This window comes from Paraburkholderia sp. PGU19, assembly GCF_013426915.1.
Lineage (GTDB): Bacteria > Pseudomonadota > Gammaproteobacteria > Burkholderiales > Burkholderiaceae > Paraburkholderia.
Window position 1 is genome coordinate 2,168,924 of sequence record NZ_AP023179.1, and the last position, 14,787, is coordinate 2,183,710.

The following is a 14,787-nucleotide window of genomic DNA, read 5'->3' on the forward strand; positions in this document are numbered from 1 at the left end:
CCTCAGGCCTTCGCAAGCGCGAGCTTGCTGTAGTCGTGGCCGAGTTGCGCGCACAGCGCCTCGACGACGAGTTCGTGATCCGCGCGTTGCGGCAGTCCCGACACCGTCACCGACCCGATTACGCCCGCGCCCTTCACGGTCAGCGGAAACGCGCCGCCATGCGATGCGTAATCGGCTTCGGGAAGACTGTGTTTGTCGGCGAGCGTGCCGTTCGACTGTTGCAGCTTCAGCCCGATGGCATACGAGCTGCGGCGGAAATGCGCGACCGTGTTGCCCTTGCGGCGCGCCCAGTTGACGTTATCCGGCGTCGCGCCTTCCAGCAGCGAGAAGAACATGGGCTGACCGAACGTGCGGATATCGATGGCGAGTGCGAGGCCGCGCGCTTTCGCGACCTCTCGCAAATACGCGCCGAGTTGCCACGCGGTGTCGGCATCGAAATGAGGGAAGACAAGCGAGTGTTCCTGCGCAGCGATCGACTGCAAATCGTGAGCGATGTCCATGGCGTGTCGAGAGAGCATTGATGAACGCGGTGCCGCACGCGAGATGAAGTCTCGCGCGGCGCCGAAGAACGGGGATTCTAGCGCACGTGTTGTGCGCTACGTGGCCATGCTCTCACAGTAACGACAGGCATTCGATGTGCCTTCGACGCACTTGTCGCGGCAAGCCAGATCACCGTCGCTTTCCATACTTTCATGTCGATTCTTAAAAACTGATTGCATTGAGCATGCGGTTGCCCTATAATCTTTTCTTCGACGGACGCGGGGTGGAGCAGTCTGGCAGCTCGTCGGGCTCATAACCCGAAGGTCGTAGGTTCAAATCCTACCCCCGCAACCAGTACTCACTGGTTATATGTTCCAGGTGTCATCAAGAGCCGTCGCACCATCAAACCCGCCAATGGCGGGTTTTTTGTTTTGCGGCTCAGCCCGCGCTTCAGCATGAAATCATCACGCGCGCGCAACGATCGCTGCGTGCTTGTATGGGTCCGCGCGCGTCATCGAGAACGCCCGCCCCGGTGATACACTCCCATCACCGTTTCCCATCCCCTTCCTATGAAATTCTGTTCCGTCTGCGGCCACGCAGTGAGCCTGAGCATTCCGCCCGGCGACAACCGTGAGCGCTTCGTCTGCGCGAGCTGCGGCACCGTGCACTATCAGAATCCGCGCAACGTGGTCGGCACCGTTCCCGTATGGGACGACAAGGTGCTGCTGTGCCGGCGCGCGATCGAACCGCGCTACGGCTATTGGACCCTGCCCGCAGGCTTCATGGAAATGGGCGAGACCACCTCAGAAGCCGCCGCGCGCGAAACACTGGAAGAAGCCGGTGCGCGCGTCGAAGTGCAGAACCTGTACACGCTGCTGAACGTGCCGCACGTGCATCAGGTGCATCTGTTCTATCTCGCGCGGCTACTCGATCTCGACGTCGAAGCAGGCGAAGAGAGCCTCGAAGTACGCCTCTTCGAAGAGCACGAAATTCCATGGGGCGACATCGCGTTCCCGACCGTCGCGCAAACCTTGCGCTTCTTCTTCACCGACCGCGCGTCGGGCAACTACGGCCTGCACACGGGCGACATCTTCCGCTCGCTGCGCGACGGCTGACCACAACGACAGCTGTCGCATGGTTCCCTGGCTAGGCCCCGACGATCCGTTTCCGCCCGTCGAACGCGCGCTGTCCGCAGCGAGCGGCGCGCCCGGCTTGCTCGCGGCAAGCGCGGACCTGTTGCCGTCGAGACTCATCGACGCGTACCGGCGCGGCATTTTCCCGTGGTATTCGGACGGTCAGCCCGTGCTCTGGTGGACACCCGACCCGCGCATGGTCCTGCGTCCACGCGAGTTCAAGATTTCGCCTTCGCTGAAAAAGACGCTCAAGCGCGTGCTGCGCGACGACGCGTGGGAAATCCGCGTCGACGCCGATTTCCCCGCCGTGATGCGCGCCTGCGCGCTCGCGCCGCGTCACGGTCAGCGCGGCACCTGGATCACGTCGGACGTGATCGACGCCTACACGGCATTGCACCGCCGTGGCGAGGCGCACAGCATCGAAACGTGGCACGAGGGAAAGCGCGTCGGCGGGTTGTATGGTGTGTCGTTCGGCAAAATGTTCTTCGGCGAATCGATGTTTGCGGACGTCACCGATGCATCGAAAATCGCGCTCTCCGCGCTCGTCTTCCACTTGCGACGTCACGAAATAGAAATGATAGACTGCCAGCAGAACACGTCGCATCTGGCGTCGCTGGGCGGCCGCGAGATCACGCGCAAGGCGTTCGTCGCGCATGTGCGCGCGAACGTCGATGCAGCGCCGATCCCCTGGTCGTTCGACAAGACCGTCGTGCGCGATCTTTTTGCGCCGGCGGCGTGATGCGCAGCGTCGTCGAGGGCCGACGCCGCGTGAACGATGACAATCGCCATGGACGCGTCCGCCGGGCACGCTGCAAGCTACCGTTGAGCAGCGAGCCGGATTGGCAAATCCAGAAACGCTTCGAGAGCTGCTAACGTGACTCACCCGAATGAGCTGCCGCTTTCACCGCTTTCGGCGCTGCAATTCTATGCAACAGCGCCATACCCTTGCAGTTATCTGGAAGGGCGCGTCGCGCGCTCGCAAGTTGCGACGCCCAGCCATCTGATCAACTCCGACGTCTATACCGAACTCGTGCGCGCAGGCTTTCGCCGCTCGGGCGTGTTCACGTACCGGCCATACTGCGACGGCTGCCGCGCGTGCGTGCCGGTGCGCGTGCCCGTCGAACGCTTCACGCCGAACCGCACGCAGCGGCGCGTGTGGAAACGGCACGGCAACCTGATCGCGACCGTCGCGCCGCTGCATTACGACGAAGAGCACTACGCGCTCTACATGCGCTATCAGTCGGCGCGCCACGCGGGCGGCGGCATGGACCGCGACAGCCGCGACCAGTACGAGCAGTTCCTGTTGCAAAGCCGGATCAATTCGCGCCTCGTCGAATTCCGCGAGCCCGCCAATCCCGGCTATGCAGGCCATCCCGACATGCCCGGCACGCTGCGCATGGTCAGCATGATCGATATCCTCGGCGACGGGCTGTCGTCGGTGTACACGTTCTTCGATCCCGACCTGCCGCACACGAGCTTCGGCACCTACAACATCCTCTGGCAAATCGAGCAGGCGCGCAGCCTCAAGCTGCCGCACGTGTATCTCGGCTACTGGATTCGCGAAAGCCCGAAGATGGCCTACAAGGCCAATTTCACGCCGCTCGAAGGGCTTTTCGAGGGCACATGGAAGGTGCTCGACCCCACCGCGCTGGATCTCTCCCCGTCGATGCCGCGAAAGCGGGCGTGCGCGGCATGCGCGGCGAACGAGGCTGATTGCTCGCGTGGCGTAGCGGATTCGCGGCCGCCCGCGAGTCGCGATGCGCTTCTAAACCAAAACGTCGATAGCCGCTGCGCCGAACCGTTAAAATAGCGGGTTCTCATTTTCAGCCGCCAGGCGCCCCGCCGTGTTCAGTTCCCTCTATCCGCTCGTACGCGCCCAACTCTTCCGCATGGACGCGGAAGACGCCCACCATCTCACCCTGCGCATGCTCGGCGCGGCCGGACGCACCGGACTCGCGGGCGCGCTCGCGCCGCACGTGCCCGACTCGCCGCGCACCGTGATGGGGCTGACGTTCAGGAACCCCGTCGGCCTTGCGGCAGGGCTCGACAAGGATGGCGCATGCATCGACGGGCTGGCCGCGCTCGGCTTCGGCTTCATCGAAGTCGGCACCGTGACGCCGCGCGCGCAGCCGGGCAATCCGCGTCCGCGCATGTTCCGCCTGCCGCAGGCGAACGCCGTGATCAACCGGATGGGCTTCAACAACGCGGGCGTCGACCAGTTCGTGAAAAACGTGCAGGCCGCGCGCTATCGCGGCACGCTCGGGCTGAACATCGGCAAGAACGCCGACACGCCGATCGAGCGCGCCGCCGACGACTACCTGTATTGCCTAGAGCGCGTCTATCCGTTCGCGAGCTACGTGACCGTCAACATCTCGTCGCCGAACACGAAGAACCTGCGCCAGTTGCAAGGCGCGGACGAACTCGACGCGCTGCTCGCCGCGCTGAAGGACAAGCAGCAGCGCCTTGCCGATCTGCACGGCAAGCTCGTGCCGCTCGCGCTGAAGATTGCGCCGGATCTCGACGACGAGCAGATCAAGTCGATCGCCGATACGTTGCTGCGCCAGCGGTTCGAAGGCGTGATCGCGACCAACACGACGCTCTCGCGCACTGCCGTGCAGGGTCTGCCGCACGCCGACGAAGCGGGCGGCCTGTCGGGGCGCCCGGTGTTCGATGCATCGAATGAGGTGATTCGCAAGCTGCGCGTGGAAGTCGGTAGCGAGGTACCGATCATCGGCGTGGGCGGGATTTTCTCGGGTGCTGACGCGCAGGCGAAGCTCGATGCGGGCGCATCGCTCGTGCAGCTCTACACGGGCTTCATCTATCGCGGCCCTGCCCTCGTCGCCGAGTGCGCGCAAGCGCTTGCGAAACGCCCGTCCTGAGCGAAGCCGCGGCGCGAACGAACACCGCTAGCGGTGCGCTGTCAACGCGTCGCCACCGCATCGAGCCGCGTGCCGAACCGGTCGAAGCGCGGCTTGTAGAAGTGATCCGGGTCGAGCGAAAACGCGACGCGGCGCGTGCGCCCCATCAGCTCTTCCCGCGGAAAGAAACCGAAATAGCGCGAATCCGCGCTGTCATCGCGATTGTCGCCGAGCATCAGATATTCGCCCGCGGGCACCGTCACGGGTCGAACGAGCGGCGCGGGCTCGGCGCGACTTCCGAGAGCCGCACGACATGCGCGACGCCCGCGAAGCGCTCAGTCAGATAATCGCCGGGTGAAGCGGCGTCGCCGGGCAGCGGCGAGAGCGCAAGCGGCTGATAGCTCGCGCGCGCACCGTTCACGTACAGCACGTTGTCGCGCATCGCGACGATATCGCCAGGCAGGCCGATCAGGCGCTTTACGATCAGTTCGTGCGCGGCGGATGAATCGATCGTCACGATATCGCCGCGCTGCGGATCATGCAGATGTGCGATCGCAATGTGCGTGAGCGGCACGCGCAGGTCGTAAGCCATCTTGTCGACGAGAATGCGGTCGCCCTCGCGGATGGTCGGCAGCATCGAACCGCTCGGCACGACGTTCCAGTCAGCGATCGCGCTGCGAAACAGCACCATCAGAACGATAAACCCGACGAGACTCTTGTACTCGCGCCACAGTCTGGCCAGCATGCGCATCATCGCGCTCCTCGAAACAGCTTGTTTACGGAAGGGAAACGAAACCAGCGGGCCTGGTTTTCAGGCGTGAACCGGGCCGAACACCCCCGTCCGCACCCGCACCGGCCGCGACGATCCTATCATTGCGCGCGCCCGACGCGCAGCGTCACTCGCATGGAAACCTGAGCCCCAGTGCCGCGCGCGCCGCATCCGCCATTTCGATCATCTGGCGCGACTTCGCGTGCGTAATGATGGGACTTTCGAGCGCGCCGCTGCGAATCAGATCGCAGAAGTGCGCGGTCTCGTAGTTCAGGCCGCCGCCTTCGAACGGCGCATCCAGCTCGACGACACGTCCATCCACGTAGCGCACCGTCGCACGCGCCGGGTTCCACCAGTTCTCGTGAATCGTGATGTGACCCAGCGTGCCCGCGATGAACGCATCGCCCTTGCCGAACAGGTCCAGCCCGCAAAAGAGCTGCGCAATGCCGTTTTCGTGGCGGCTGTTGAGGCTCGCGAACGTATCGACGCCCGTCCGCCCGAGCCGTCCCAGCGTCTGCACGTCGAGCGGCGCACCGAGCCAGTCGACGGCAAGAAACAGCTCGTAGATACCGATATCGAGCAGCGCGCCACCCGCCTGCTCGAGCGACAGCGACGGATGATCGTCGGGCACGCCCGGCACCGAGCAGCCGGCTCGCACGAGACCGATCGCCCCGACAGGATCGTCCGCGAGATGGGCGCGCAGCTTTCTGTAGAGCGGATAGAACGGCGGCTTCATCGCTTCCATGAAGAGCCGTTGCGACGCGCGCGCGCTGTCGATCACGCGATCGAGTTGCGCCGCGTTGACCGTCGCGGGTTTTTCGCACAGCACATGAATACCGGCTTCGAGCGCGGCCGTCGCGTACTGCGCGTGGCTGTCCTGCATCGTCGCGATATAGAGCGCGTCGATGCCGCTGTGAAGGAGTGCGTCGAAGCTGTCGAGGGCCTGACCGCCATGCTGCTGCGCAAACGTTTCAGCGGGAGCGCGGCGGCGGGACCAGACTGCTGTCAGCCGCGTGTCGGGAACATGCGCGAGGCTTTGCGCGAAACGATGGGCGATGCGGCCTGTGCCAACGATGCCCCAGCGTAATGTCGCGGGATGCCCGGAATGGTGATGGATTGCTGCGTTATTCATCGGTCGCAAGAAAGGGGTCCATCCAGTGAGTGACAGCCGACATTGTCGCCGATGTCGCGTATCACTTCGTCGGACTCGCCTTCGCACGGCCTGGGGTGCTGCCGGTTGAAACCTGTTGAAACTCGTGCTGCCCTGCGTTGCCTTTGCTGCTATGCCGCAGCGTCCGGCATGGCGCCGCTCAGGCGGCTCATCGAGAAATCGATCAGCGCAATCGACGCATTTTCCGCTTCCTTAGCATCGTGCCGCTCGATCGCCTCGACCACCCGCGAGTGCAAGCGCACCGTTTCTTCCCATGCGCTGTGCGGCAGATCGACGAGCGGCTTCAACGCGGATAGCGCACCGCGAATGATCGCCGCCATCTGCTGGAAGAACTGGTTGCCGCTCGCAATCACGATGCGCGTATGCAGTGCTTCATCCGCAGTCTGATGCCGGGTTCGCCGGGCGGGCTGTTGCGGAAAGCCTCGAACGCATCGCGGATCGCGGCGATGTCCGTGGCGTTGCCGCGCGTGGCCGCCTGTGCGGCGGCGCGCGGTTCGATCAGCACGCGGAACTCGATCACGTCGCGCAAGAACGTCGGATCGGGCTTCGCACGGAAGCGCCAGTTCACGACGTCCTCGTCGATCATGCGCCAGTCGTGCATCGGCCTGATGCGCGTGCCGATCTTGGGCCGCACGTCAAGCATGTGACGGGCGAGCAGCATCGACAGCGCCTCGCGCATCACCGTGCGGCTGACGTCGAATTCCTTCGACAATACGTCTTGCGGCGGTAACACCGCACCGTACTTCTCTTCGACGATCCCGGTCACAAGACCATCCATGACCTTGCTAACCAAGGAACGTTCTTTATTGGTTTGTTCCATCATCCTTCTCCCCGATGCGGCGTTTCTCGCCTGCGATGAATGTTGATCACGTGCCCTCGTCTCATTTTTTATTTTGTGAACAATACGTTGCGTTGCTTTATCTGGATGCGCCAGTCGGGAAATTACTCGACAGGGTATTCCCTCCGATCAATTGTTTCTTTCGTATAACGCATCGTGAAGCGAATCTGGAAGCACAGTCTGCGCAATGGGGGAAAATTGCATCGAAAGTACTGCACACATAGTTCCGACAAGTGCTTACGGTTACATTCTTTACGTTTGTTACCAATCGAATCAATTAGCAGTCCGCATTCTTATACGTGCATATGACCCGTATGATTTATACGGTCCGCTCATCGCGCGGCTCCGATTCGCCTAGATCGTCGTATCCCTCCGTCAACAACGGTCCGCCGCCACGCAAGCGTAGCGTCCGCCGAAGAACATCGGCAACGCCTGCTCGAGCGAAAAGACCAATACTCCACTCCTATGAACAACCTGTGGTCGCCGCACGGATGACGGTCGACGATACGGGCTGCAAAGCGTGCCACTGCCCTCTCTAGCAGCCTCACGCCCGGCAGCCCATCCGCGGCGGAAAAACTGGGTGCCAGCCATGTTTACGGTTCGCCCGCGAAATGACGGCAATGCGGTTCCTGCTCGTTCGACAAAACACTTACGCTGAAGTGTGTGTCGTCCATCAATTCGAAAGCGTTGTTCATTGAAGGCGCACGGCATGGGCTTCACATCGATTTCACTGACGGGTGTCCGCGCATTCATTCGCCATCCCTTACGTTTATGTCTTTCTTGCGTCCGCTGCATGCCTCGACTCGAACATGCCATCACGATGCAGCCATTCAATCAGACTTTTATGCTGCCGTTCTGTGCGTGCACACACAGAGCCGCTCACGATGCCGCGCCGCACACATTACCCGCACGCTAGCAGCACGATCGCGATGATCCGCATGCGGCTGCCGCCGTCGGGCATCGCAATCGAATAGATGAGACAGAGCAGCGCCGACATCACGAGCATCAGCGGCGGTGCGCGGCAGCCGCCCCTGCGGAAGACGCGCTTCCGCAGTCATTGAAGCTCGAACGTGTTGATGGGTGTCGCGTCTTCACGCTCGCGCCACTGCGCGGCGAACAGACTTTGGCTGCCCGTGCGCGGCTGCCATCTGAGCCCGATGTACGGCGTGCCGTGATTAAGAAACGGACCATCCGTCTTCCTGAAGCCGAACTGCTCGTAGAAGGCGCGCAACCCGACCTGCGCCGTCACACGGACTGCGCGTCCCGGCCAACGCTTGCAGATGTTATGCAGCGCGCGCTCGATCAGCGCAAGCGCTGTGCCATCGCTGCGCCGGGCCGGACTCGTCAGGATCTTGTCGATCACCACGTCGGGGTCTTCGCTGTCGCCCGGCTGGATACGCGCGTACGCGAGAATCGGCATCTGCCGGGTCATGTCCTCGGCGGCGAACAGATGCAGCGCGCCTTCATCGTGACCGTCCGCGTCGAGATGGATGTGCCATTGTTCGACGACGAACACAGCGCTGCGCGCCCGCATGATCAGGTACAGCTCGCGCGCGCTGAGTTGGTCGAACTCCAGCGTCTTCCAGTTCATCACGTTTCCCCTATGGCTTATGGTCAGGTGAGCACAGTGCGACGAGCGTGATCCCTTTGTTACGACGACACATTACTTCTAGGACCTCCGTATTTCCGTGCGGAATCGCACCGACGCTCCAGCATCCGGATACGTCAAATACGATCACTGAAGCGAGCCGTCACGCCGGCGCCGCGCGCCATTCACATGGACCAGAGGGCGCGCGCTCTGCGCTCGACACGACGCTGTTCCGTCTGCTGCACGGTCGACGTCAAACGATTGCGCTAACTCCGCTCGCCGGGCGTGTTACAGGCTTGACGCCAAATGGCGGAGCGCATGGAATCAACAGCACCGCGCCCGCCTTGTACGGCCGATACGCCGCGCTTGCGCCGAAACAGCCGGATTGCCCTTGTTTGCAAGGGCGGCTTCGCGCAAACACCCGGCCCTGTGATGTTGGCGCGCGTCGAACACACTCACTGCGCAAGCAACGAAATCGCGTCGCCAAAGCACGCGTCCGTGCGGCAGCGTACTCAAGCCATGCAACATATCTGAATCAATTCTGGCGAGTCGTCGAAACGTCTATGTGACACACTTTTGGCGTGTACTGCGCCGTTGACGGGCCACTCCCGCGCATCGAGTTTCTTATTCAAACTTCAATCTGATCAACGACTTGCAGATCGTATTTAATGAAGAATCCGTCGCACAGCGCAAAAAAAGCCGTTTTGCATATTTGAAACAAAACTGCGCGTTTTGCCATTTCTCAAACCAGGCGTCGCGAGGCAAGCCCGCATGGGTGCTTGCTATCGGGGTTATTGGCATGGTTGTCGCTAAAGGTAGCGCACGGCAACAGCGCCCCCACGAATCGGAATCGTGAAGGCGTGGGAAAGCCGGACGGGGCCGACCCTGCGTATCGCCGCTTGCCAGGCGGAACAACCAACGACGCAGAGACGGACAAAAACAGCCATGCGCACAATGCGCGGGCTTCATGCGAGGACCGATCATGTTGACCCTTCAATCCGATCTGCACGGCAACCATTTGCTGGGCTCCCTGCCGCCCCATGAGTGGCAGGCGCTCGTCCCTCATCTTGAGCTCGTTCATCTTCGCTCGGAGCAATTGCTGTGCGACTCCGGGCAGCGCATTCATCACGTGTATTTCCCGACGAGTGCGATCATCTCGCTGCTCTCCACGATGGAAGACGGCGGCTCGGTCGAGATTGCCGCGGTAGGCCGCGAAGGCATGACGGGCGTGCCCATCCTCACGGGCGGTGAAACCATGCCGAACCGCGTGCAGGTGCAATGCTCAGGCTTCGCTTACCGCATCAGCGCACAGGCGCTGCGCCAGCAGCTGCAACGCTCGGATCTGCTGCGCCGGCTCATGCTCCTCTACATGCACGCACTGCTCACGCAGGTCGCGCAGACGGCTGCATGCAACCGCCATCACTCGCTCAGCAAGCAGCTGTGCCGCTGGCTGCTGATCGAAGTGGACCGCGTCGCCTCGAACGATCTGACCGTCACGCAACAGCTGATCGCCGATATGCTCGGCGTGCGCCGCGAAGGCATCACGGAAGCGGCCGGCAAGCTGCATGATGAAGGCCTGATCCATCACAGCCGCGGCCATATCAAGGTGCTCGACCGCAAGGGCCTCGAAGCCCGCGCCTGCGAATGCTATGGCCTAGTGAAGCGCGAGTTCGACCGTCTGCTGCCGCGGTGCCTGCATCAAGCCGAAGCGGTGAACTGAAGAGGTTGGTGGGTTCCGTATCAAAAGCGTCGCACGCGGCCTGGATGCGCTATTCGTCATCGCAGGCGCGCTGAACGCGCACTGAATGCGCTGTTCGCCGCCGACCGGTCTCACCGATACCGAACGGCTGCTGATCGCATGTCAATGCGCGCTCGCGTCGCCGTCGACGAAGCAAGCGCCGATCCGCGCAGCGTGCTGTTCGTCGATCAAAGCGGCGAACCCGGCGGCGCGGAGTTCTGCTGCTGCTCGTGCAGGCGTGCGCATCGCGCGGCGAAGTGCTGCTGCACTCCGATGGCGCATTCCGCGGACGTCTCGAAGCGCTCGGCGTGCGCGTGAAGCTCGCGCGCAATGCACGCGTGTGGGATGTTTCGAAAAACGCGCCGCTTCACGCGCGATCACTTAGGCCGCGCGCAGCTGACGATCATCAAACGGCTGTGCAGACTCGTCGCCGACAAGGGCATCACCTGTTCACACGCATCCACGCAAGCGCTTGCCACGCTCACTGGACGCACAATCGAATCATGCTGCTTGCGATCCAGTGCGTCCTGCAAGCGTTGCGCTACATTGCGTGCTGCAAAACAAAACGCGCCGCCTTGCACCATGCGAGGCGGCGCGTTCGTTTTGAGGCTTGAATTGCGGTGTGATTAGCTGCGTGAGTAGTCGATCGTTTCAACGCCCTTGTCCGTGCCGAGCAGGCACAGGTCCGCGCCGCGCGTCGCGAACAGGCCGACCGTCACGACGCCCGGCCACGCGTTGATGTGCGCTTCGACTGTACGCGGATCGCTGATGCGCAGACCCTTGACGTCGAGGATTTCGTTGCCGTTGTCGGTGATGAACGGAGAGCCGTCCTTCGTCACGCGCACGACGGGCACGCCACCGAGCGCCGTCACGCGTCGGCCGATAGCCGTGCGCGCCATCGGCACGACTTCGATGGGGAGCGGGAACTGGCCGAGCACGTCGACGACCTTGCTCGCGTCGGCGATGCAGACGAACTTCTCCGACACCGACGCGACGATTTTCTCGCGCGTGAGCGCGCCGCCACCGCCTTTGATCATCGCGCCACCGTGATCGATTTCATCGGCGCCGTCGACGTAGACGGGCAGTGATTCGACGTCGTTCAGATCGAATACCTGAATGCCGTGCGATTGCAGGCGCGCCGTCGTCGCGACCGAGCTGGACACAGCGCCGCGATAGCGCGAGTTGTGCGCGGCGAGCGCGTCGATGAAACAGTTGGCCGTCGAGCCGGTGCCGACGCCGATCAACGCGCCTTCGGGTACGTTCGCGATCACGTAGTTGGCGGCGGCGCGGCCGACCAGTTGCTTGAGTTGGTCTTGAGTCATGATGGGGAAATGCCAGGGCAAGCGGAAAAATGCAAGTTTACCGGAGTCGGGGCATAGAGCTGGATTTATTGCGCATGTTGAGCGCGGGCATGCCGCGCGCGGTACGTTCATGGCGTGGGCCGTGCGGGTTCCAGCGGGGCGGCCGGCATGTATTTGTCGAGCAGCGCTTGCGCGATCGCATCCGTTTGCGCATCCGGGTTGCCCGAGTAATCGCCGGGACGGAAATGCATCTGGAACGCGGCGAACACGCGGCGCGTTTTGTCATCGAGGACGCCGTCGGTTGCGGTCTCGTAGCCGTAGCGGGCGAGCTTTCGTTGAAGCGCGCGGACGTCGGTGGGTGTGCGCGGGTCGCGGCCCGCGAGGTCTTTCGCGACTGTTGCGTCATCGGGCCATGCGCCGACGCCTGCGTCGTAGAGCTGCTTCCACGGAAAGAGCGGGCCCGGATCGATCTTGCGTTGCGGAGCGATGTCGCTGTGACCGACGACGCGCGTCGGCGGGATCTTATAGCGGGCGACGATGTCTTTCGCGAGGCGGATCATCGCGTCGAGCTGCTCCGGCGGATAGGGCTGCCAGGTGCGGCCTTGCGTTGTGTCGATTGGACCGAGGTTCACGTTCTCGATGCCGATCGATGCGGCGTTCAGTTCCGTCGTGCCTTGCCAATAGCTGACGCCTGCGTGCCAGGCGCGTTGTGATTCGGGTACCAGTTGCCAGATGATTGGCTCGCCGTTTTTTTCTTTTGGATGATCTGGGACGACGTAGTGGGCGCTGACCTGTTCCTGCGTCAGCACGATCAGAGACTGGTTTTCGTCGATTTCGGTGTAGTGCATCACGAGGAAGCGGATGCGGGTGTCCTTGTATTGCGCTTCGCGGGATTCGTCTGTGTAGTAGGTTGTGTGGTCGGTGAGGGTTGTTTTTGTTGTTGTGCAGGCTGTTGTTAGCAGTGCCGCTGCTAGCGTGAGCGGTGCCAGCATCGCGGATTTTTTTCGCTGTTGGTGGGACTGGCGCTGGCGCTTTCGGTTGGCCATTTTTTCCTGGGTTCACTGTCGTTGGTGATGGCATTCGCGGGTTGCCTTCGCTGTGCGGGCTCTTTTCTTCGCTGGCATCCGCGATATGCCTTACCTATGCATGCGTTGCCCCTGTGCGGGGCGGCACCTACTTTTCTTTGCCGCCGCCGCGAAGAAAAGTAGGCAAAAGAAAACGGCTAACACCGCCAATCCTTGTGTTTGCCTGAGGGCCCCCAAACGGTCCCACACTTCATACGGCAGCGTCCTTGTTCGCGTGCGTTGCCAACGCGCTGAATGAGCGCCTCACCCGCTTCATGCACCCGCGTCGCAGCACGCCGTGCCAGACATTCCGCCGCCGCCCAGGTGGCAACCTGTGTGTCGGCTTTCGCGCCATACGCGCATCACTCCAGACTGGGAAACAAGGTTGGTGTTTCTGGTAAGAGCACTAACCTGTGCTGTGCGACAACCTACACACAGTTTGCCACCTGGGCGGCACAAACCATTCGCTGCCGCTTGCCCTTGTGTGGGTGTCTGAAGCGGGTGATGCGCCTGTTCGAAGCGTTGGCAACGAACGCGAACAGATACGTTGCCGCGTGAAGCGTGGGACCGTTTGGGGGCCTCACGCAGGAACAAGAACTGGCGGTGTTAGCCGCTTTCTGTTGCCTACTTGTATATTGTTTCCGGTGGCGCCGGGCTGATCACTCAGTGCCGCAGGGACAGGTAGTTCGTTTCAAGCCTAACGGGTCTCGAGCCCGAAGAAAAGCCCGGAGCGCCTTTCCTTCATCCCTTAACCCGAACAGTTGACTGAGCCTCCGAGCTCGAATCTCCCCAAGTATGGGTACCGTGATGAACAATACCGCTTCTTCCCCGTATGTCGGCATCGATGTCAGCAGCGCCTTCCTCGATGTTGCCATTCATCCCACCGATGAAACCTTCCGCGTCGCCAATGACGCCGACGCCATCGATCAGCTCGTCGTGCGCCTGAGCGCGCTCAGGCCCGCGCTCATCGTCATGGAGGCCACCGGCAAGCTCGAGCTGGCCGTGCTCAAGGCGCTCTGCCAGGCTCGCCTGCCTGCCGTCACTGTCAATCCCCGACAGGTGCGCGATTTCGCCCGCGCCACCGGCCGGCGCGCCAAGACCGACCGCATCGACGCGCTCGTCATCGCGCATTTCGGCCAGGCTGTCGGGCCCGTCGTGCGACCGCTCGACGATGAACAGACCGAGCAGCAGCAGGCCCTGGTGATGCGCCGCCTGCAGCTCATCGACATGCTCACCGCCGAGAAAAATCGCCTCAAGCGGGCCCATCATGCAGCACGTGAGAGCCTGCGCGACCATATCAAATGGCTCGAACAGCAGCTCGATGTCGCTGAACGTGACATTGATGGCTTCCTGCGCACGTCCCCTGCCTGGCGGCAAAAGGAGGACCTGCTGCGCTCGGTGCCCGGTATCGGCCCCACGGCCGCGGCCACGCTGATCGGCTTCATGCCTGAACTCGGCTCGCTCTCGCGGCGTGAGATCGCCGCTCTCGCTGGTGTGGCACCGTTCAATGCCGACAGTGGCAACCACACCGGCAAGCGCCACATCCACGGCGGCCGCGCCATCGTGCGACGCGCGCTGTACATGGCCTGCGTCCCCGCGCTGCGCTTCAATCCCGTCGTGCGTGCGTTCTATGATCGACTGAAAAAGGCTGGCAAGCCTTCCAAGGTCGCGCTCACCGCCTACATGCGCAAACTGCTCATCATGCTCAATGCCATGGTGCGCAATCTGACACCGTGGGACGGTTCAATCGCTTGACTTCCAATACGGTTGCTTTTCTTTGCGGCGGCAAAGAAAAGTAGGTGCCGCTCCGCACAGGGGCAACGCTTGAAGCACGATAACAAAGCGCG

At 62.4% G+C, this 14,787-nt stretch carries 12 protein-coding genes, 1 tRNA gene and 3 pseudogenes; 8 read left to right on the plus strand and 8 right to left on the minus strand.

All coding sequences use genetic code 11. From position 1 onward, the window contains the following. Positions 1 to 2 precede the first annotated feature (2 nt). Entirely contained in the window at positions 3 to 500 is a 498-nt protein-coding gene (locus H1204_RS09935; protein ID WP_180728164.1) for a heme-degrading domain-containing protein, read from the minus strand. Between the two features lie 257 nt (positions 501 to 757). Here H1204_RS09935 and H1204_RS09940 point away from each other — a divergent pair. The 5 genes from H1204_RS09940 to H1204_RS09960 all read left to right on the plus strand — a co-directional run bounded on the left by H1204_RS09940 (position 758) and on the right by H1204_RS09960 (position 4,492). Further along, positions 758 to 834, plus strand: a tRNA-Met gene (locus tag H1204_RS09940). Positions 835 to 1,049: 215 nt separating this feature from the next. Then, positions 1,050 to 1,595 (plus strand): NUDIX hydrolase, encoded by a 546-nt coding sequence (locus H1204_RS09945; RefSeq protein WP_180728165.1) that lies wholly within the window; start codon positions 1,050 to 1,052, stop codon positions 1,593 to 1,595. A gap of 19 nt (positions 1,596 to 1,614) precedes the next feature. Continuing rightward, complete coding sequence (aat, locus tag H1204_RS09950) at positions 1,615 to 2,352, plus strand: leucyl/phenylalanyl-tRNA--protein transferase (RefSeq protein ID WP_180728166.1); 738 nt, start codon at positions 1,615 to 1,617, stop codon at positions 2,350 to 2,352. A 135-nt stretch (positions 2,353 to 2,487) separates the two neighbouring features. Continuing rightward, entirely contained in the window at positions 2,488 to 3,423 is a 936-nt protein-coding gene (locus H1204_RS09955) for an arginyltransferase (RefSeq protein WP_180728167.1), read from the plus strand. A 34-nt stretch (positions 3,424 to 3,457) separates the two neighbouring features. Next, positions 3,458 to 4,492: a quinone-dependent dihydroorotate dehydrogenase gene (locus H1204_RS09960; protein WP_180728168.1), complete on the plus strand. Its 1,035-nt coding sequence runs from the start codon at positions 3,458 to 3,460 to the stop codon at positions 4,490 to 4,492. 41 nt (positions 4,493 to 4,533) lie between these two features. Here H1204_RS09960 and lepB read toward each other — a convergent pair. The 5 genes and pseudogenes from lepB to H1204_RS09980 form a co-directional block, all read right to left on the minus strand. Next, positions 4,534 to 5,222: pseudogene (gene lepB / locus H1204_RS09965) on the minus strand (signal peptidase I). A 145-nt stretch (positions 5,223 to 5,367) separates the two neighbouring features. Continuing rightward, positions 5,368 to 6,372 (minus strand): Gfo/Idh/MocA family oxidoreductase, encoded by a 1,005-nt coding sequence (locus H1204_RS09970; RefSeq protein WP_180730924.1) that lies wholly within the window; start codon positions 6,370 to 6,372, stop codon positions 5,368 to 5,370. 149 nt (positions 6,373 to 6,521) lie between these two features. Further along, positions 6,522 to 7,231, minus strand: a pseudogene (locus H1204_RS09975) (FCD domain-containing protein). 393 nt (positions 7,232 to 7,624) lie between these two features. Continuing rightward, a pseudogene (locus tag H1204_RS51250) lies at positions 7,625 to 7,926 on the minus strand (flavin reductase family protein); the annotation flags it as partial. Between the two features lie 377 nt (positions 7,927 to 8,303). Beyond that, positions 8,304 to 8,840, minus strand: a complete 537-nt coding sequence (locus H1204_RS09980) for a GNAT family N-acetyltransferase (RefSeq protein WP_180728169.1) — start codon at positions 8,838 to 8,840, stop codon at positions 8,304 to 8,306. 979 nt (positions 8,841 to 9,819) lie between these two features. On the opposite strand from H1204_RS09980, the gene H1204_RS09985 reads away from it, so the two are divergent. Beyond that, positions 9,820 to 10,557 carry a Crp/Fnr family transcriptional regulator gene (locus H1204_RS09985; RefSeq protein WP_180728170.1) on the plus strand — a complete coding sequence of 246 codons (738 nt, stop codon included), beginning with the start codon at positions 9,820 to 9,822 and terminating at the stop codon, positions 10,555 to 10,557. A 138-nt stretch (positions 10,558 to 10,695) separates the two neighbouring features. Next, the gene (locus H1204_RS09990; RefSeq protein WP_180728171.1) at positions 10,696 to 10,893 is read left to right on the plus strand and encodes a hypothetical protein; all 198 of its coding nucleotides are present in this window, start codon (positions 10,696 to 10,698) and stop codon (positions 10,891 to 10,893) included. 308 nt (positions 10,894 to 11,201) lie between these two features. On the opposite strand, the gene rpiA is transcribed toward H1204_RS09990, so the two are convergent. Together rpiA and H1204_RS10000 are read right to left on the minus strand one after the other, a co-directional pair. Beyond that, complete coding sequence (gene rpiA, locus H1204_RS09995) at positions 11,202 to 11,897, minus strand: ribose-5-phosphate isomerase RpiA (RefSeq protein ID WP_180728172.1); 696 nt, start codon at positions 11,895 to 11,897, stop codon at positions 11,202 to 11,204. A gap of 107 nt (positions 11,898 to 12,004) precedes the next feature. Continuing rightward, positions 12,005 to 12,868: an N-acetylmuramoyl-L-alanine amidase gene (locus tag H1204_RS10000; protein WP_180728173.1), complete on the minus strand. Its 864-nt coding sequence runs from the start codon at positions 12,866 to 12,868 to the stop codon at positions 12,005 to 12,007. Between the two features lie 879 nt (positions 12,869 to 13,747). Between H1204_RS10000 and H1204_RS10005 the strand changes: the two genes are divergently transcribed. Continuing rightward, positions 13,748 to 14,695 (plus strand): IS110 family transposase, encoded by a 948-nt coding sequence (locus H1204_RS10005; protein WP_180728174.1) that lies wholly within the window; start codon positions 13,748 to 13,750, stop codon positions 14,693 to 14,695. Positions 14,696 to 14,787: the final 92 nt, after the last annotated feature.